The organism is Rheinheimera fenheensis (genome assembly GCF_039871805.1).
Taxonomy (GTDB): domain Bacteria; phylum Pseudomonadota; class Gammaproteobacteria; order Enterobacterales; family Alteromonadaceae; genus Alishewanella; species Alishewanella fenheensis.
In genome coordinates, this window is record NZ_JBDPJM010000014.1 from 32,320 (window position 1) to 48,447 (window position 16,128).

General features: G+C 49.4%; 14 protein-coding genes. 8 read left to right on the top strand and 6 right to left on the bottom strand.

The window, feature by feature from the left end; all coding sequences use genetic code 11:
- Positions 1 to 58: 58 nt before the first annotated feature.
- The gene (locus ABGI61_RS15840) at positions 59 to 2,992 is read right to left on the bottom strand and encodes a TonB-dependent receptor domain-containing protein (RefSeq protein ID WP_347603039.1); all 2,934 of its coding nucleotides are present in this window, start codon (positions 2,990 to 2,992) and stop codon (positions 59 to 61) included.
- Between the two features lie 365 nt (positions 2,993 to 3,357).
- Here ABGI61_RS15840 and ABGI61_RS15845 point away from each other — a divergent pair, with 365 nt between their 5' ends.
- Together ABGI61_RS15845 and ABGI61_RS15850 are read left to right on the top strand one after the other, a co-directional pair.
- Positions 3,358 to 5,202 carry a cyanophycinase gene (locus ABGI61_RS15845; protein ID WP_347603042.1) on the top strand — a complete coding sequence of 615 codons (1,845 nt, stop codon included), beginning with the start codon at positions 3,358 to 3,360 and terminating at the stop codon, positions 5,200 to 5,202.
- Positions 5,203 to 5,227: 25 nt separating this feature from the next.
- The gene (locus ABGI61_RS15850) at positions 5,228 to 7,516 is read left to right on the top strand and encodes an ATP-binding protein (RefSeq protein ID WP_347603045.1); all 2,289 of its coding nucleotides are present in this window, start codon (positions 5,228 to 5,230) and stop codon (positions 7,514 to 7,516) included.
- A gap of 3 nt (positions 7,517 to 7,519) precedes the next feature.
- Here the strand turns inward: ABGI61_RS15850 and arcA are convergent, their stop codons facing one another.
- A complete protein-coding gene (gene arcA, locus ABGI61_RS15855) occupies positions 7,520 to 8,227 on the bottom strand; it encodes a two-component system response regulator ArcA (RefSeq protein ID WP_008221990.1) in 708 nt (235 codons plus the stop codon).
- Between the two features lie 199 nt (positions 8,228 to 8,426).
- Positions 8,427 to 10,049, bottom strand: a complete 1,623-nt coding sequence (locus tag ABGI61_RS15860; protein WP_347603048.1) for a sensor histidine kinase — start codon at positions 10,047 to 10,049, stop codon at positions 8,427 to 8,429.
- Positions 10,050 to 10,191: 142 nt separating this feature from the next.
- Between ABGI61_RS15860 and ABGI61_RS15865 the strand changes: the two genes are divergently transcribed.
- Positions 10,192 to 10,590 carry a DUF3293 domain-containing protein gene (locus ABGI61_RS15865; RefSeq protein ID WP_347603051.1) on the top strand — a complete coding sequence of 133 codons (399 nt, stop codon included), beginning with the start codon at positions 10,192 to 10,194 and terminating at the stop codon, positions 10,588 to 10,590.
- Here the strand turns inward: ABGI61_RS15865 and ABGI61_RS15870 are convergent.
- The 3 genes from ABGI61_RS15870 to trmB are packed head-to-tail and all read right to left on the bottom strand — an operon-like array spanning position 10,587 to position 12,649.
- Positions 10,587 to 10,898, bottom strand: a complete 312-nt coding sequence (locus tag ABGI61_RS15870) for a hypothetical protein (protein ID WP_347603054.1) — start codon at positions 10,896 to 10,898, stop codon at positions 10,587 to 10,589. The genes ABGI61_RS15865 and ABGI61_RS15870 overlap by 4 nt on opposite strands.
- 17 nt (positions 10,899 to 10,915) lie before the next feature.
- Positions 10,916 to 11,929 (bottom strand): methyltransferase, encoded by a 1,014-nt coding sequence (locus ABGI61_RS15875; RefSeq protein WP_347603057.1) that lies wholly within the window; start codon positions 11,927 to 11,929, stop codon positions 10,916 to 10,918.
- The gene (trmB, locus tag ABGI61_RS15880) at positions 11,930 to 12,649 is read right to left on the bottom strand and encodes a tRNA (guanosine(46)-N7)-methyltransferase TrmB (RefSeq protein ID WP_347603060.1); all 720 of its coding nucleotides are present in this window, start codon (positions 12,647 to 12,649) and stop codon (positions 11,930 to 11,932) included. It abuts the gene before it with no gap.
- A gap of 127 nt (positions 12,650 to 12,776) precedes the next feature.
- Here trmB and mutY point away from each other — a divergent pair, with 127 nt between their 5' ends.
- The 5 genes from mutY to ABGI61_RS15905 all read left to right on the top strand — a co-directional run bounded on the left by mutY (position 12,777) and on the right by ABGI61_RS15905 (position 16,127).
- Positions 12,777 to 13,862, top strand: a complete 1,086-nt coding sequence (gene mutY / locus ABGI61_RS15885; RefSeq protein WP_347603063.1) for an A/G-specific adenine glycosylase — start codon at positions 12,777 to 12,779, stop codon at positions 13,860 to 13,862.
- A complete protein-coding gene (locus ABGI61_RS15890) occupies positions 13,859 to 14,131 on the top strand; it encodes an oxidative damage protection protein (protein ID WP_347603066.1) in 273 nt (90 codons plus the stop codon). The genes mutY and ABGI61_RS15890 overlap by 4 nt, the downstream gene beginning before the upstream one ends.
- Positions 14,132 to 14,223: 92 nt before the next feature.
- A complete protein-coding gene (locus tag ABGI61_RS15895) occupies positions 14,224 to 15,159 on the top strand; it encodes a transcriptional regulator GcvA (RefSeq protein ID WP_347603068.1) in 936 nt (311 codons plus the stop codon).
- Positions 15,152 to 15,778, top strand: a complete 627-nt coding sequence (locus tag ABGI61_RS15900) for an alpha/beta family hydrolase (RefSeq protein WP_347603070.1) — start codon at positions 15,152 to 15,154, stop codon at positions 15,776 to 15,778. Before ABGI61_RS15895 ends, ABGI61_RS15900 begins: the two co-directional genes overlap by 8 nt.
- Positions 15,753 to 16,127, top strand: a complete 375-nt coding sequence (locus ABGI61_RS15905) for a DUF423 domain-containing protein (protein WP_347603072.1) — start codon at positions 15,753 to 15,755, stop codon at positions 16,125 to 16,127. The genes ABGI61_RS15900 and ABGI61_RS15905 overlap by 26 nt, the downstream gene beginning before the upstream one ends.
- Position 16,128: the final 1 nt, after the last annotated feature.

Genomic DNA, 16,128 nt, shown 5'->3' on the forward strand with positions numbered 1-16,128 from the left:
GTAGCCGATAAAGGTAAGCGGGCATGAGTGTTATCTACTCACGCCCGCTCGGTACTCATTAAAAGAAGTAGCTAAAGGATACACGATAGTTACGGCCAAAAGCGTCGTGGTTAATAGAATCAAAACCACGTGCCGTGCCGTACACTGCCGGTGGATCACGATCCAGCAGGTTATCGACCGTGAAGTTTAATGAAGCATTTTCAAAGTCATAACCAATATTGGCGCGCAGTGTTGTCCAGGCTGAAACCTCACGCTGGCCATTCTCGTCCAGCAAACCAAGATCAGTCAGCTCGTCAATATTACGGCCTCTTAGTCTGCTAATGTCATCCTGATATGACGAGGTATAAAGTGCTGTCAGCCCTACATAAACCGCTTCACCGCTCCAGGAAATACGTGCACTGGCAATGTTTTCCGGGTAGCGGAAGGTGCCAATAAGTGATTCAATTTCATCAGAGCCGGCTTTATTACGCTCAAAGCTGACATAGTGTGTCCAGTCAGCATCTAGGCCTAAGCGGCCACCCGCAAAGTCAAGTGTATGTGAAAAACGCAGATCGACACCTTTCACATCTTGCTGGCCGACGTTCTCTAACTGGATCACATGATCGCGTAGTAACGGCAGCTCGGCAAAACGTGGCTCGTCAAAGGCTACCCAGGCATCAAGAATTTGCGCCATATTGGCGCCTTCATCTTCCACCGTCAGGCCAGCTTCATCAGTTACCAGGCACAGATCCGGGTTATAAGCGATACCAGTTTCACCTTCAGGCACTAAACCACAATGGCGCACAGAGGCATCTGTTGCAGTTCTGGCGAGCATGGCAGTAAGGTCTGTATCAACCAGTTTCTCGTGGCTAAACTGCCAGTAGTCTACTGTTAGGGTAGTATTGTCGGTTGGGCTCCAGGCAAAACCAAAGCTTACTGATTCTGAAGTCTCAGCCTGTAAATCTGGGTTGCCCAGCTCCAGCACATTCGGCCGGCGCACATCACCAAAACCCTCACAGTACAAATCAGCAACGGTTTGATTAGCACTACAATCGTAGGTCGCTGTGGTTGTTCTTAATTTTACCCCTGCCTGTGTTAAAGACGGGGCGCGGAACGAGGTTGCCCAAGAGCCGCGAATGGCTAAGGTGTCATGTGGGCGCCAGGTCAGGCCTACTTTAGGGTTAAACGTACTGCCAAAATCGTCGTAGTAGTCGTAACGACCAGCCAGCTGTAATTCAACGGTATCGCTAAGCGGGGCATAAATTTCGGCAAAAGCCGCTGCTTGCGTACGGTCTGCTTCTGACAAGCTGGAGCCAAAACCAAACACGTCAACCAAATAACGATTTTCTGGTCGTGCTCTGGCATTCAACGACGGTGTATCTGTAATTTCTTCTTTGCGGGCTTCGATACCAAAGGCAGCACGGATAAAGTCATCATTAAACTCCATCAGGTCGCCGCTAAAGCGTAAGTCCCAGCCATAAACCGTGCTCTTACCATCCCGTGTCGGTACTTCTTGTGCATTAGAGAGTAGAGCATTGTTGGCTGCATCATTCTGTAGCAGAGGGTTAAATGCCGCGAGTAACTGACCTGAAGAGCAGCTTAAGCCCATATCCTCGTCAAAATTGGCGATGCTGCCGTCGCTGCACAGTTCACCATGCACCAAAGCACTGTATTTATAACGATTGTAGATACCTGCAATGGCTTTCTGTTTAGATTTGGATTGAGAAAGCAGGATAGCAGACTCCCATTGCCAATCCGCAATATCACCACCCAGTGAGCTGGTCAGGCGGAAAGAGTCAGTTTTATTTTCAATAGTGCGCGGATCATTGAAGCGGGCACTGTATTGAAAGCCCCATAATTCCTGGCCGGCTAAGGTGTCAAACGGGTCTATCCACAGCTCATCATATAAGAAGTCTACGTAGTCTGCCGGGTAGATGTCTAATGCCGTTTCTGGTACCCAGGCACCGTGATCAGGGTTAACTTGCTCTACCTGCTCTATCGGTGCTGGTGACGATATGGCAGTTGACTTGGTTGTACTGAAGAAAAAGTCAGTATTCCATACTAAGTCATTAATATACTTGGTAAAAATAAAGCCGGCTGATTGGCTTTCAAACGGGCTTTCCAGCTGATCATCCTGATTAGCATAATAGGCACAGATTTCTTCACCAAACTCAGTTGTTACCAGCGGGCTGGTACAATTCGGATTGCCAATTTCATTGCCACTGCGTACAGAGTAGTAGTTGATGTTGGCACCATCACGCAGCTTGGGTAAATAAGAATAATTACTTTGTAAGGCCGGTTGTTTGGTAAAGTCGCGATCTGACGCCATATAGCCTTCACGATCAAAAAGGTCGGCGAATAGCGTTAAGTTGCCGCCGGCGACATTAGTTCCAAATAGCAGGTTGGCGTTGACAGTGGCATCATTGGAAGACGCTGTGCTGTTGGCATAAGACAGTGTAACCTCGGCACCCTCATAATCCTTTTTCAGGATGTAGTTGATAACACCGGCAACGGCATCAGCACCGTAAATGGCTGATGCACCAGTGGCCAACACTTCCACGCGTTCTATAGCCGCCAGCGGAATGCTATTAATATCAACAAAATTTTGCGTTCCTGCTGCAAACGATGATGCTGCGACGCGACGCCCGTTAATCAGGGTTAACGTTGAGGACGGTCCCAGCCCCCGCAGTGACGCTGCTGCCTGTCCAGCTGGGGTAGATGTTGAGGTTGCACCGCTTTCTGAGGTAGAAAAGGTGCCTGTACCACCACGCACCTGCCCTAAATCTTGCAGCAACTCATATACTGAGTTTGCGCCGGAGTTCTTAATATCATCGGCCGAGATAACAACCAGTGGCTGGGTGCCTTCGAGGTCAACGCCTTTAATGCGCGAGCCGGTAACCTCGATTTTTTCAATTTTTTGCTCTTCTTTCGGCATTTCTTCAGCCGCGAACGCAAAAGGAGTAACGAAGAAACTAGCTGCAACGGCCAGTGCTAAGGGAGATAACTTGTGCATGAAAATACCTGTCTTTATCTGGCCAGGCGCACGGCAACATATGCCAGGCCTGGCTTATCATTATTAATTTGAGTTATTGGTTTACAGGAATAGCGCTGCCAGACACGGTTTAGTGCCTGACATGTGTCTACTCGTTAAACCACTCTGACAGGTAGTAAGACGAGTAATGATATGAACTTAGCGCAAAGGCTTTTTTCAGCATATCGTTACCGGAAAATGAACGTTAAATGAATTTAACAGCGCTATTAGAATTACTGCTAATTGGCAAAGAAGTCAATACAGGATAATCTATGCATATTAAATTTTATTCCGCGCCGGGCAACAGGCTCAGGCAACTATCTGCGCTTACGATAAGAAAGAGAATAATGAGATCACTAAGTTTTTACCTTTCTGCGGCTTTACTGGCCAGTTCAGCCTCGGCTGCCAATGTTAACGGCGAAAGAAAGCTGCCGGAATACTCTATGGTATTGGTGGGCGGTGGTATGCAAATTTGCTCTTCGGTGAGCAATCGCTACTGTACAGCGGCCGATACCTTTAGTGCTGCGGCGAAATCTGCAGAGCAGTATCTGTTGTCGGAGCCGCACCTGGCCAATATTGCTGATAGCAGTTTCTGGGGCGAAGAGCGGGTGATTGAGCAGCAACAAACGCTGGCACTACTTGAGTTTATCCGCAGTCGCCAGGCCGGTGAACCCATGACAGAGCGCGAGTTGCTGCGGCAGTGGCGTGGCGCCGAGATAGAAATAGACGGTATTTGGGTGTCGGGCCGGACCAATTATGCCGCTTTGACCGACCGTGAGCGTAATTTTGTGCTCGACCAGCTGCAAATTATGGCCAGTGCAAACGCTGGCGGCCGCCGCGCGACTACGCGGCAACGAGAGTTCGCTAACTTGGCGCAAACCAGCGATGCATTTACCGTAGAGATTGTGCGTAAAATTGTCGATTTAGCGCAGCAGGTTAGTGGCCCGCAGCGTAAGCCGCGACTGCTGGTAGTAACCGCTTCAGGGCGCGATCCCTTTGCTGCGGTTGATATGTACACCAATCTGTTTAGCGAAGCCGGCGCCGAAGTAACCTGGTTACCGATCAATGCTGCCTATCAGGCTGCACAGCAAAATAAAGCTAATAATTCGCCATCTTGTGAGCAGTTACCGCAATACCTGGCGGCTTATCATGGCACTTATCAGCGAGCGCGGGTGTACCCCGACTTGATGCAACAGTTTGAACAGTTTTGCCAACAGGGTACCACCGCCGCGGTAGAGCTTATTCGTCGCTCGGATGCTGTTTTCATTAATGGTGGAGACCAGAGCCTGACATTAAAAGCGTTTCGTCAGGATGATGGCACTGCAACGGCGGAGCTTAAACAACTGGAGTCAATGTTGGCCGCCGGCCAGATCATTGTAGCCGGTACCAGTGCCGGTAGTGCTGTGATGGCAGGAGGGAGTTATCAGGGACGCAAAACGCCGATGATTACCAATGGTGATAGCTACAGCGCTATGCAATTCGGTGCTTTTGATTTGCCCGCACCACAAAGTGGCTGTGATAGAGATCAAAGCTGTGCCAACGGCCTTGGCGAAAACCATCTAACCTACAGCGGTGCTGGTGGCCTTGGCTTGTTTAACTGGGGTGTACTGGATACGCATTTCTCTGAACGCGGCCGCCAGGCGCGGCTAGTGCGGTTGCAACATGATACGCAGACTCGTTTTGGTTTTGGTATTGACGAAAATACAGCCTTATTAGTCGGCTTTGACCTGGCAGAAAATGCTCCTGAAGTAAAAATGGCGGTGCTGGGTGAAGCGGGTGTCTTTGTGGCTGATATGCAGCAGGCGCAAAGCAGCGGTGAGGGTAGCGCCAGCCAGATTGAAAAAGTCAGTACGCATTATTTAACCCGTGATGACATGCTGGAAATCAAAGACGGTGTAATGCGTACCCGCTTTGCCGACTGGAAGTTTGCACCTAATAATAACCAATCGCCGCTATTAAGCTCTGGCGAGTTGTTCGAACGTGATAATTATCGCCAGCTGGCACAGCTGCTTTGCCTGACACAAAGCCGACAGGCGCAGGGGCGCGCGGTGCGGGTGGGGCAAGGGCATCAACTTACCCTGAGCAAAGATATGACCACTTATGCGCGTCAGGGCTTGTACCGTCAGGCTGGTACTGAAGCGCAGTATTGTTCATACCGAAACGTTTTGCTGGATATAGCCCCGGCAAACTAACAGTACTCTGCGAGGTGTTAACCTGATGCAAGGTCCGGTTCACCCCCAGGTCAGGAGCTTTGCTAACGGCATCCGCACCTGGGGCAAGCTAAAGCTGGCACTATTGTGCCAGCTTTTGTTATTGCTGCTGAGCGGTCTTGCCTGCATTGCTCTCAATCTGGTGTTGCACAACAGTATTGTCTGGTCACAGGTACAAGCGGTACTGGGTATTAGCCTGCTACTTGGCCCTGCCGTTATTGCCATTGTGTTTTATTTAGTACTGCATCTGGATGCCGCCTTGTCTTACTTAGAAGACTCTGCCCACCAGGAGCGTTTGCTGAATGAAGGGATGCAAGACAATATCCGCCAGCTTAACTTTGAAATTGAAGAGCGAAAAAAAGCTTTTCAAGCCAAGCGTCGTGCTGTAGATGAGCTGCGTAAAGAAATTGCTGAGCGTAAAAAAGCCCAGATAGAGTTAGAAGAGCAAAGTTTACTGATCCGCTCTATTGTCGACAGCTCCCCCGACTTGTTTTACTACCGTGATGAAACTGGCCGCTTTGCCAGTTGCAATAAAATGTTTGAAGCGATTATGGGCAAGCCTGCCAATGAACTGATTGGCCGTTTGCCTGCCGATATTTACACTGATGATAGTGCGCAAGCCGCTATCTTGACCGAACATGAGCTACATATGCAGCCCTCTGAGCTGACACTGGATGTCGAGTTTATTAAAGAGGATGGCCAGGTATTGTGGTTTGAGATGCGCAAGGTACCATTTTATGATCGCCACGGCCGTTACATTGGTTTGCTTGGCTTCGGTCGTGATATTACCTCGCGAAAGCTGGCCGAGCAGGCGTTGGAAAAAGCCTATCAGGACAAAGGCAAGTTTATTGCAACGTTAAGCCATGAGCTACGCACACCGCTAAACGGTATAGTGGGGTTAAGCCGGCGCTTGCTGGAAAGCAAGCTAACAAAGCAGCAGCACGGCTGGGCTAATACTATTTTTAGCAGTGCAGAAACCCTAGGTAATATTTTTAATGACATTATCGATCTGGATAAAATCGATCGGCAGGATCTGGATATTGTTTATCAAAGCGTCGCCTTTAAACCCTTTATTAATGACATTGCTAACTTTGCCGAGCTGTTGTGTCAGCAAAAGGGCCTGCAATTTAGTTTGCAGGTAGATGCTTTAGATGATGTCTATCTGCGGCTTGATCCAACCCGATTGCGGCAGGTGTTGTGGAACCTGCTGAATAACGCCGTTAAGTTCACCAGCAAGGGCAGCGTTAGTTTAAGCTGTCAGCTCAGTGCACAGTGCGACCAGCTTCGCTTTGAAGTCAGTGATACCGGTATAGGTATAGCGGCACAAGAGCAAGAGCGCATTTTTGATATGTATTACAAGTCTAACGACGGGCGCCGCTTAAGCATTATGGGCTCGGGCATTGGTTTGTCGGTGTCACGTGCCCTGGTTGAGGCTATGCAGGGCCAAATTAGCGTGAACAGCATTAGTGGCGAGGGCAGCCGTTTTAATGTGACGCTGCCAACAGCAGCAGCACAGCAAGAGCTGCAGCCCGCGATTAGTTGTCCGGAATTGACCATTTTGCTGGTAGAAGATGTGCCGCTTAACGCTGAAATCGCCACCGGTTTGTTGGAGCAGCGTGGTCACACTGTCGTGCTGGCAGAAACCGGTGAAGATGCCATCGCACTGCTGGAAACCGAAGATGATATCGATTTGGTGCTGCTGGATATGCAGTTGCCTGATATGGGCGGCGAGCAAGTTGCGCACTATATTCGCCAGGAGCCGCACCTGGCAGCCTTGCCCATAGTGGTGTTAAGCGCCAATGTGCGTAAAGCGGAACAGCAATTAGAGGGCATACAAATAGAGGGCGCTCTGGCTAAACCCATTAACACTACTAAGCTTGACCAACTGCTGGCGCAGCTGTTCTCGCCCAGTGCAGTAAAAGTGCAACACCAGCTCCCCAGCAGCGACCAGAGTGACACCGAGGTATTAGACAGCGCCACCCTGAATGATTATCTGCAGTCGCTTGGTAAAGATGCTATGAAGCGCAGTGCACAATTATTTGCTCAGTTATTGCCAGGTTATATCAACCGGATGATGGAAACAGCGCTACAGAAACAGGCAAAGGAGTTTCAGGAGGCGGCGCATAAACTTAAAGGGGCTGCAGCATCGGTGGGCTTGCTATGGGTGCAGCAGCAGGCTAAGCGGTTTGAGCAAGAGCCGGTAAACTGGCAGGGGGTAGAGCGGCAACTGGTGGATTTTCACTTAAAAACAGAGCAGCACCTGGCTGCCCTGTCTGAGTTTATTGAACAAGCTTAAGACTTACTTTTCCAGCTTGCCGACAAAACGGTAACCTTCACCGTGAATAGTGCTGATTAACTCCGGGCTATCGATATCCGATTCAAAGTGTTTACGGATGCGGCGAATAGTCACATCTACAGTGCGGTCATTCGGGCGTAAATCACGGCCGGTCATATGACGGATCAACTGCTCGCGGGTAAAGATTTTACCGGGTGTATCTAACATTAAACGCAAAGCGCGGTATTCGCCTTTTGGCAACCGGCGCGCCACGCCTTTTGGCGAGGTTAAATTGCGGCTATTTTCATCCAGCGTCCAGCCATTAAACTTAACCACGCTTTTGTGCTCTTCAACTACAGGTTGCGCGACAGTGCGGTTTAACAGGTTACGGGCACGGATTGTCAGTTCACGCGGGTTAAACGGTTTGGTCAGGTAATCGTCGGCGCCAATTTCCAGACCCAAAATACGGTCTACTTCACTGTCGCGGCCGGTTAAAAAGATTAAACCGATGTTTTCTTTCTGGCGTAACTCCCTCGCCAAAATCAGGCCGTTCTTACCCGGCAGATTAATATCCATGACAACCAGGCTAACTTTATTTTCGGTTAGCTTCTGATTCATTTCCTCGCCATTTACCGCTTCAATTACATCATAGCCTTCGCCCTGAAACAGGCTGACCAGATTAAGGCGGGTTACTTCTTCGTCTTCAACGATCAGAATCACAGGTGTTTGCATTGGAGTTAAACCTTATGTGAATTTTGTTAATCTTGTGAGATTTTAACGTTTTATAGATGACGTGCAATTGTCAAATAATACGCAATTATAACCATCCGTCCAAATGTTAACAAGTTTTTTGTTAACAATTAGTCTTTGCTAATATTTTCATCTGCTCTTTAAGTCGGCAATCGCTATCTATGCTATTGATTAAATTGAATTAACTTTTAACCACGATAACCGGGAAATCAATCTGAAAACGGACGCCCTGGCCCAGCGTGCTATCGAGTACTATCTTGCCATTTAAAGCCTGCGTCACCAGGTTATAGACCAGATGCAAACCCAGACCGCTGCCGCCTTCACCTCTTTTGGTGGTAACAAAGGGGTCGAAGATACGCTTTTTAATCGTTTCTGGTACGCCGGCGCCGTTATCCCGGTACACCAGCTGGCAGTGGTTATTGCTAACGCTAACATCAATCGTAATTTCACCTTGTTCGATATGTTCAAAGGCATGGATCAAACTGTTCATGATAAGATTTATCAGTATTTGGTTAATCGGGCCGGGTTTACTGTCCAGCTCCAGCTCTGCCGGGCAATTAATGAGCACCTGATGCTGGGTCTTTTTCAGGTTGGGCCTAAGCGACAGCAGTACCTCGTTAATAAGCTGCAGCATATTAAACTGACGGCGATTCTCATTTGACTGATCGACAGCCACCCGCTTAAAGCTGGAGATCAGGCTAGCGGCCCGTTCCATATTGCGATAGATAATGCCCAGATTCTCTTTGCTTTCTGACAAAAATTTCGCCAGCTGTGACGAGGTGAGCTTTTTCTCATCAAAGGCTTTTTGAATATCGGCCAGCTTATCCTGCAGTAAGGTTGAAGCGGTAACACCCAAGCCAATCGGCGTATTAACCTCATGCGCCACGCCTGCGACCATCTGGCCCAGGCTGGCCATTTTTTCGGTTTCAACAATCTGGTTTTGGTATTGGTGCAGCGTCGACAGGGTGTTTAACAGCTCCTGATTCGAGGTTTTTAACGCTTCGGTGCGCTGCTCAATTTTTTGCTCCAGACTTAGCGTTAGCTGGCGGTTTTCCTGCTCGGCCTGTTGTAGTTTACTAATTTGCTGCTCGATACGATCCAGCATGGTATTAAAGGCACGGCTTAGCATGTTGTATTCTTTTATTGGCGCTATCGGCGCCCGGACCTGATAGTTTTTCTCCTTGGCCACTTTTTGCACGACATTAAGTAGGGTATCGATCGGGCTGGTAAAACGCTGCTGCAAGCGGGCACTTATAAAAAACGCACTGCCAAGTGCGACCAGCGCGATAAGAATATCCAGCAGAATACGGGTTTGAATATACGCACTGAGCTCTTCTTGACTGGCCCTCAGATAGACATAACCCAGAACCTCTTTGTCGTGGGTAATGGCTTTGGTCAGTTCAATATAATTGGCGCTGATATAAGGCTTTAGCAGCTGTTGCACCCGTTCAAATTGCACCGGGTAAGGGCCAACACCATCGCGGTTATAGCTGGCAAAAAAGCTGAGTTCATCTTTGGGCGTCAGCTTCTTGTAGATATGAATGTTATGCAGCATATCAACGGCATTAAAAGAGTTAAGCCGGTTGTCTTCGATGTCGGCATCGTCCTGCAAAATACTGCTTTTGGCGTTAAAAGCGATAATGCTGACATAGCCGTCGAGCTGTGCAACGAGCTTTTTTCGCTGTAGCTTCACATCTTGCGTGGCAGATACCACCATTGCCAGGCACAGTGTCAGGCTGCAAATAAGCATGATTACCCAAATTAATGCACTCTTAATCGATGTTGTTTTATCTATGGCAATCATTCAGTTATCTCTATGCCGATGCAGGATTTAGCAGTGTATGTCTGCATTGATGTTATGCACATTAGCGCAATTTAGCAAACCACACTGGCAAATTTAGCAAAGCCGTTTATAGTAGAGGCACTTGTTACTTTTGGGTTTGGTTATGAACCTGTGGGAAAGTTATAAAACGAGTATCTTCCTGTGCCATCAGGCACTTAAGTGTGATGTCGATTTTGCCATTATCAGTGCGCAGAATCCTGCCGGGCACACTGAGCATCCTTACCTTAACTTGCGCCGCGATAACGAATTTCAAGCCTGCCTGAACAAGCAGCGTTTACCTCATCGCTCAGTAATAGGGAGTGCACCTGATAGGAGTTTTCAGGAAAAAAGCTGGATAGTGTTGTGTGATAAACCACAGGCAGTGGCACTGGCACAGCAGTTTGAGCAAAATGCTATTTATTGGGTAGAGCAGGGGCAGTTGTTTTTGGTCCCGGTGTTATTCACGGCAAAGGAGGAGTGTTTGGGCAGTTTTGCTGAGCGTCTGGTGCTGCTTAGCGACTAACGCCGTTGTTTCAGTATGTCTAATACGGTTTGAAGTTTATCGCCATGCTGGGCTTCAAGCTGACGCCTTGTCATGTTCTGACTAATTTGCTCAGCTTCATTCTTTGCTGGCGTTAATAGCGGGGCAAAGTCTGTAACACAAACACATAGCACGCTGTTGCTGGAGGCACCCGGCAGCTGCACTGCCCGGTATAGCAGGTGCGGACAGGCGTTTTGCCGCTTCGGGTCCTGAATGCAGTTAGTGCTAGCCTGTACCGGCGCTGAAAGCGCGACGATAAGCAGGACTAGCACCAAGTGTATTCGCATCATGTGTCTCCGTTATCGCCTTATGGAAAAGCCCGGTATACGACAAAACCATTTGCTTTGGCAATAATTTCAACCCGTTTAAAGGCCTGCTGTAATAGATCCAGATAAGCCAGATGGCTGTTTGCCACCAGCGTCAGGTTGCCCTGCGGGTTTAAACGTTTGGCACTGCCCTGAATAAAGCTTTCCACAATACTGTAGTCGGTTTTAATGCCAGTGTGAAACGGTGGGTTGGTGACAATATAGTCAAACTGCTTGGGTTGAGCCGGTAAGCCATCGGCCAATAGGACTGAGCCTTGTAGCTGGTTAGCCTCTAATGTAAGTTCAGTTGACGCCACAGCCAAAGCGCTAATATCCGAGCTGTACAGCTCAATGGCAGGGTGACGGCGTTTTAATACGGCGCCAATTACACCGCAGCCACAGGCGAAATCAAGTACTTTACCGCCACTTATCGGCGGTAAGTTGTCCAGTAACAACGCGGTGCCGATATCCAGCTTGCCATGGTTAAACACACCGGGTAATGAGCATAGCTTGAGTGTTTTGCCATCGTTTTCAATGCTGAACTGGCTGGCTGATATCTGGGGTAAAGCAGTAAAGTCGCCAAACAGCGAAAACCACAGGCAATGCTTTGCGTTATCTAATTTATTGGCATTAAGCGCCAGTTTTTCTGCATGGCTGGGTAGGCTTTTAATGCCACCTTTATTATCGCCTACAACAAATACCTGAGTAGCCGGGCTTATCGCCGTTGCTAGTTGCGCCAGGGTAAAACCAAGCTGCTCTTTACTTTTGGGGTAAAACAGCACTAGCGTATCAAATGTTTGAGTAAACTCTGGGCTAAGCTCGGTGTGCAGGGTTACCGCACTTTGCTGCCAGCAGGCAGCGACAGCTGCATCTGTGCTGTAGCAGCTTATGTCAAGCTGTGGTGAAAGGTGCAATAGCTCGCTGGCCAGGTTGTCGGCCTGAGGCTCAACTAACAGCACCCGGCCGTTTAAGTCATTAATGTTGCGTAGAACCAGTTGACTGGTGGTGGCGAGCATTTAGCTTTCCTTTTTAAACATCAGGTCCCAAACACCATGGCCCAGACGCTGACCACGTTGTTCAAATTTGGTCAGAGGCCTGTGCTCGGGGCGCTCGACATAACGGCTATCATCGGCCAGATTAACAAAGCCCTCGGCCTGCGACATCACCTCAAGCATATGCTCAGCGTAGTTTTCCCAGTCGGTCGCCATATGAAACACGCCACCGGCTTTTAACTTACGCCGCAGTAACTGTACAAAGGCCGGTTGTACGATGCGGCGCTTATGATGGCGCTTTTTGTGCCAGGGATCAGGAAAAAAAAGCTGCACCGTGTCCAGGCTATTGTCGGCAAGCATCTGCTCTAATACTTCAACGGCATCATGTTCAAACACTCTCAGGTTGTTAACCTGCTGGGTCACTGCATCGGCTAAACAGGCACCGACACCGGGCTTGTGCACTTCAATGCCAATAAAGTCTTTTTCTGGCGCGGCCTTAGCCATTTGGACCAGTGATTTACCCATACCAAAGCCAATTTCCAGCACCTTGTGGTTGTCCCGACCGAACAGCGCTGGTAAGTCAATAAGCTGTGGTTGGTAGTCGACACCATAGTCGGCCCAGTATGTGTCCAGTGCGTGCTGCTGCCCTTTGGTTAAACGGCCTTCACGCAGTACAAAAGAGCGGATCCTGCGCATATAGGTCTCGCCCTGTTGTTGTGCTGGCTGGTCGTGCGTGTCTGTCATTGTCTGCTCCAATATGCGTAATTGGCGCGTATTATCCTTGTATTGACGCTATTGCTCAACCGCCGATTCAGGTTGGCAAGCAAAGCCTTGCTGCTTATACTGCGCGGGATCTAAAATTGAGGTAAAAATGCTGCAGCAACAAGACGCAATTTGGTTTTCAAATCAGCTGGTTAACTGGTATCGCCAGCATGGCCGTAAAAGCCTGCCGTGGCAGCTAAATAAAAGCCCTTATAACACCTGGCTTAGTGAAGTGATGCTACAGCAGACGCAGGTTGCCACCGTAATACCTTATTTTCAGCGTTTTATCAGCCGTTTTCCCGATGTAAAAGCGTTAGCTGAAGCGCCATTAGATGATGTATTGCATTTATGGACCGGGCTGGGCTATTACGCCCGGGCCCGCAACTTGCACAAAGCGGCACAGCAGATAGCCGCACACTATGATGGACAGTTTCCGCAGCAGTTTGACCAAGTGCTGGCGCTGCCTGGAGTTGGCCGCTCGACCGCCGGCGCTGTATTGTCGCTGGCACTTGGACAGCATTATCCGATTTTAGACGGCAATTGTAAGCGGGTGCTGGCGCGCTTTGCCGCAGTTGACGGCTGGCCGGGTGAAAAAGCGGTAGAGCAACAGCTTTGGCAGTTGGCAGAGCAAATTACGCCCGCTGAGACCGTAGCAGAGTTTAATCAGGCAATGATGGATTTAGGCGCCAGTTTATGTAGCCGCAGTAAGCCGCGCTGTGCTGATTGCCCGCTAAAGTTAAAATGTAAAGCGGCGCTTAGCGCTGAGCAAGCGCGTTATCCCGGCAAAAAGCCGAAAAAAGCCCTGCCAGAGCGACAAAGTTTCTGGTTGCTGTTGCAGTACAATAAGCAACTGTTGTTAACGCAGCGGCCAGCGTCGGGGCTGTGGGGCGGCCTGTATGGTTTTTTTGAGTTTGCCTCGGCAGCGGAGCGCGAGCAATTTATCGCTATCAACGCCCTTGAACTTAGCCAAAAAATTGAGCTGGCAGGCTTTCGGCATACCTTTAGTCATTTTCATTTATGGGTGCAACCGCAGTTAGCGGTGCTCGTTAAAGCACCGCTGCAGGTGCAGGAGCAATCTGCGGCAACTTGGTTTACAATAGACGCCATTCCGCCGGTGGGACTGTCTGCACCGGCCAAGCAGCTGTTTGCGCAGGTTGTCGCTGCAGCGTCAGAGCAGGAGGAAACACAGGTATGAGCCGTACCGTATTTTGTGAATATCTGAAAAAGGACGCACCGGGGTTGGATTTTCAGTTGTATCCGGGTGATTTGGGCAAAAAAATCTTTAACTCGATCAGTAAAGAGGCCTTTGCCCTGTGGCAGGCGAAACAAATAATGCTGATTAATGAGAAAAAGTTGAACATGATGAACCCGGAGCACAGAAAGTTGCTGGAAACACAGATGGAAGCCTTCTTGTTTAAAGGCGAAGATGTTGAAATTGAAGGTTACAAGCCTGTCGATAAATAAACGTATCTAACACTGCCGCTGGCGCGGCGGCAGTGGCAGCGCTATAATTCGCATTAGAAATTTTTATCATTAACCTACTTTTGCGAGAGCTTATGGCGCGCCGCTTACCCCCTCTTAATGCACTGAAAGCCTTTGAAACCGCAGCACGCCATTTAAGCTTTACCAAGGCGGCGGAAGAGATGTACGTTACGCAGGCCGCTATTAGCCATCAGATCAAAGCGCTGGAAGACCATCTTGGCCTTAAGCTGTTTATGCGCAAAAACCGCTCTTTGCTGCTGACTGAAGAGGGGCAAAGTTATTTTCTCGATATAAAAGAAATTTTCTTGCAGTTACATGAGTCGACAGAAAAGCTGCTGGCACGCGGTGCTAAGGGTTCGTTAACAGTAAGCCTGCAACCCAGCTTTGCTATTCAGTGGCTGGTACCCAGGCTTAATCAATTTAGTGAGCAACACCCCGATATCGACGTACGCATAAAAGCGGTTGATTTGGACGAGGGCTCGCTGACCGATGATGTTGATGTGGCCATTTATTATGGCCGCGGCACCTGGCGTAACTTACATGCTGATAAGCTGCATACTGAATATCTACTGCCGGTGTGTTCACCGTTGCTGTTAAACAGTAGCAAACCGCTGCAAGAGCCGACCGATCTGCAGTACCATAACCTGTTGCACGATGGCTCGCGCCGTGCCTGGAAAGCCTGGTTTACTACTCAGGGCTTTAAGCATTTTAATGTGAATCAGGGGCCGATTTTTAGCCACTCATCGATGGTTCTGCAGGCGGCGATTCATGGCCAAGGCGTGGCGCTGGCGCACAATGTGCTGGCCCGGCCCGATATTAACTCCGGCCGGTTAATAGTGCCGTTTAACCATGTACTTATCTCGAAAGACGCTTACTATCTGGTGTGCCGTGAAAGCCAGACTGAGTTGGGTAAAATTACTGCCTTTCGTCAGTGGATGACACAAATGGTCGAAGCAGAGCAAGCCGCCTTTGCTGAACAGCAGTTTACCAATGCGGTGGCGCTTGACTAAGGTACTAATTAACAAGGCGGCTAATGCGAAAGCGCGCTTGCTGCTGGCGCATGGCGCTGGTGCCGGTGCTAATAGCGAGGTGATGCAGCAGTTGGCCTGTGCGCTGGTTGAATGTGGAATTGAAGTGTGGCGTTTTAATTTTGGCTATATGCAGCAGGCGCTTGATGAGGGCAAACGGCGGTTGCCCACGAAAATTCCGCTGTTAGCTGACGAGTTTAGCCAGCACATAACGCAGTGCCCGGCAGATTTGCCGTTATTTATTGGTGGTAAGTCTATGGGCGGGCGGGTGGCGTCATTGTTGAGTGGTCACAGCGCGGTGCAGGCGGTATTTGCCTTTGGTTATCCGTTTCATTCGCCGAACAAGCCGCAGTGGCGTACTGAGCATTTTGCAGATTTAGCTGCACCTTTGTATATCGCCCAGGGCGAGCGGGATGCTTTTGGTAGCAAAGATGAGCTGAGTAATAAACACTGGCCGACAGTTGAGCTTTACTGGCTGACTGATGCGAACCATGACTTTGTGCCCCGGGTTAAAAGTGGCTTGACTCAGCTGCAGTTAGTTAGTGCAGCCGCAGCCTTTTGTAGCAGGAAAATTGATGAAGTACTTTTGGCAGTTAAGTAACAGTATTAGTGCTTTTTACGGTGCTGCGGTAGTGGCACTGAGCGCCGTATTGATGCACCTGTGGCAAGGCGATTTAACCGCTGAACAGCTGTCCAGAGTGTTAAGTGCGCTTGGCATGCTAGCGTTTCATGCCCTGGCACTGCTGGCCTTAGGGTTGTCACAAAGTAGCAGCCGGTTAAAGCGACTGGTAGCGCTGTTATGGCATCTGGGGCTTTGCTGTTTTGTTTGGACCTTATTGGCGGGTGTGTTTGCACTGCCGCTATATTATTCACAACTGGCCCCGGTAGGCGGGCAGTTACTAATTGCTGCCTGGTTATTGCTGGCAATAACAGCGTGGCGGCGGAGCTGAT

What these genes read in the sequence shown, in the direction of transcription:
- ABGI61_RS15840 (WP_347603039.1), bottom strand. Translation starts at nt 2,992, where the DNA reads ATGCACAAGTTATCTCCCTTAGCACTGGCCGTTGCAGCTAGTTTCTTC.
- ABGI61_RS15845 (WP_347603042.1), top strand. Translation starts at nt 3,358, where the DNA reads ATGAGATCACTAAGTTTTTACCTTTCTGCGGCTTTACTGGCCAGTTCA.
- ABGI61_RS15850 (WP_347603045.1), top strand. Translation starts at nt 5,228, where the DNA reads ATGCAAGGTCCGGTTCACCCCCAGGTCAGGAGCTTTGCTAACGGCATC.
- arcA (WP_008221990.1), bottom strand. Translation starts at nt 8,227, where the DNA reads ATGCAAACACCTGTGATTCTGATCGTTGAAGACGAAGAAGTAACCCGC.
- ABGI61_RS15860 (WP_347603048.1), bottom strand. Translation starts at nt 10,049, where the DNA reads ATGATTGCCATAGATAAAACAACATCGATTAAGAGTGCATTAATTTGG.
- ABGI61_RS15865 (WP_347603051.1), top strand. Translation starts at nt 10,192, where the DNA reads ATGAACCTGTGGGAAAGTTATAAAACGAGTATCTTCCTGTGCCATCAG.
- ABGI61_RS15870 (WP_347603054.1), bottom strand. Translation starts at nt 10,898, where the DNA reads ATGATGCGAATACACTTGGTGCTAGTCCTGCTTATCGTCGCGCTTTCA.
- ABGI61_RS15875 (WP_347603057.1), bottom strand. Translation starts at nt 11,929, where the DNA reads ATGCTCGCCACCACCAGTCAACTGGTTCTACGCAACATTAATGACTTA.
- trmB (WP_347603060.1), bottom strand. Translation starts at nt 12,649, where the DNA reads ATGACAGACACGCACGACCAGCCAGCACAACAACAGGGCGAGACCTAT.
- mutY (WP_347603063.1), top strand. Translation starts at nt 12,777, where the DNA reads ATGCTGCAGCAACAAGACGCAATTTGGTTTTCAAATCAGCTGGTTAAC.
- ABGI61_RS15890 (WP_347603066.1), top strand. Translation starts at nt 13,859, where the DNA reads ATGAGCCGTACCGTATTTTGTGAATATCTGAAAAAGGACGCACCGGGG.
- ABGI61_RS15895 (WP_347603068.1), top strand. Translation starts at nt 14,224, where the DNA reads ATGGCGCGCCGCTTACCCCCTCTTAATGCACTGAAAGCCTTTGAAACC.
- ABGI61_RS15905 (WP_347603072.1), top strand. Translation starts at nt 15,753, where the DNA reads ATGAAGTACTTTTGGCAGTTAAGTAACAGTATTAGTGCTTTTTACGGT.